Source organism: Fulvivirga aurantia, assembly GCF_009711475.1.
GTDB lineage: Bacteria > Bacteroidota > Bacteroidia > Cytophagales > Cyclobacteriaceae > Fulvivirga > Fulvivirga aurantia.
On record NZ_SMMD01000304.1, the window covers coordinates 1 to 1,648 of the forward strand.

The following is a 1,648-nucleotide window of genomic DNA, read 5'->3' on the forward strand; positions in this document are numbered from 1 at the left end:
AACCGTTCCTTCCGTTCTTCTTGAAGTTTTTCGTCAAATCGAGTTATTAGGATTGGCAAAAGTTCTCGTTGAATCGCTGTTTTAACCAGCTCAGCAATATCATTGTCAATTTTTCCTTCAAGCACGAATTGACCAAAACCAACTGCAATTACAGCATTATCTTGACTGTATAAGTAGGTTCCTCCCATGTTTTCAGAGGACATAGACATAATTTGTTGGAATTCCTCCTCCTTAAATTCTTTTCCAGCTTGTTCTGACATTTGCTTAAAATGTTCTCTCATCGTTGAAATTTGATCAGAAGAAATTTCACCACCTTTAGTTTCGAGGTATTTTGCTATTTCAGTTTCATTCAGCGTTGTTAAATCGAATTTTGGATAAGCCCATTCTTTTAAAAGTTGATTAAGAAATGTCACCGGACTAGATGATTTGTTTTTAATACGCCATTCGCGGAAATAGTGGAAGGCGTCAGATCCATCATCATTACCAAATGGTGAAAAATCATCAATTGGATTCCAATAAAAGTCTTGTGTTAGTAACGTTCGAGCTTGTTTGCTCACTTCATTTGTTGTTAACCCAATTTGTTCAAGTTGTTCTTCTGATACCATCTGGCAGTAAGTTTGGTTGAAGCTGATGTAGAATATGATTAGAATTATTGATCTCACGAGTTGCAAGTGTTACAGATAACGCTCAACTAAAATGAGTATGCGCTCCAATTACTAGAAGTAGAGCAGTTTCCGTTTCGCAATGTCTTTTCAGATGGCTCAGTTTGCATATTCATTTTAGTGTCTGTTACTTTCCGTACTTTATTCATAAGGCTTTTATAAGTTCAGATAATCTACCCGATGAAGGTCTAGGGGCTTTTGAATCTACAATTTCCCCTTTTCGGTTTATTAGAATATATCTTGGTACTCCCCACATGTTATATGACTCTTGAACTGATGGAATACCAAATCCGATTCCTTCTCTTATATGAATTCCTTTAGGAATATCTCTTTCACTTAAAAACGATACCCAGTTTTCAGCCTGTTGGTCAACTGATACAAATAAGAATTCTATGTCGTCTTGTTCTCCCAGTTTTTTTTCGAGTACTTGATAATATGGAAATTCCTTGACGCAAGGGGAACACCATGTTGCCCAGACATCAATGTAAACCACTTTTCCCTTGAGGTCGCTCAAAGAAATAGTATCATTATTGAGAGTTAATCCAGTGATTTCAGGTGCAGGTTGTCCTTTCCCAATCCTAAGCCATTCATTGTATTGTTCTTCTAACTGTTCAGTGTATTCTGAATCCTGAAAGTCCTTTTTGAATTCTATATAAACCGTCTCTAACCCTTTTGAAATTCCTTCGGATGCTAACCAGTAGGAAATGTCTTTTGCTCTCAAGAATTCGCTAATATCTATGGGGAAATTCTTTTCTTTAATTGATTGATTGGTAACTACTGGAAAAAAGTCTTTAAGAGAGTCTAACTCATCTAAATTTCTCCCATCAAATAGAGGCTCTTGTATTGCAGACCGAAGAAATAAATCGAGAACTTGAGCATAGTCCAATAGTGATAACTCAAGTATACGAGGGTCGAATGGAATATCTTCCGATGGATTAAATGAGGAATCGGATGGTTTTTCTACTGAATAGGCATCACTATTGGTG

The 1,648-nt window shown here is 36.5% G+C and carries 2 protein-coding genes; both read right to left on the bottom strand.

All coding sequences use genetic code 11. The features are described from left to right. Positions 1-605, bottom strand: a 605-nt coding sequence (locus E1176_RS01325) for a hypothetical protein (protein WP_222933048.1), incomplete at its 3' end; no start/stop codon positions are given. A 202-nt stretch (positions 606-807) separates the two neighbouring features. Then, on the bottom strand, positions 808-1,648 hold an 841-nt coding region (locus E1176_RS01330), incomplete at its 5' end, for a TlpA family protein disulfide reductase (protein WP_155208782.1).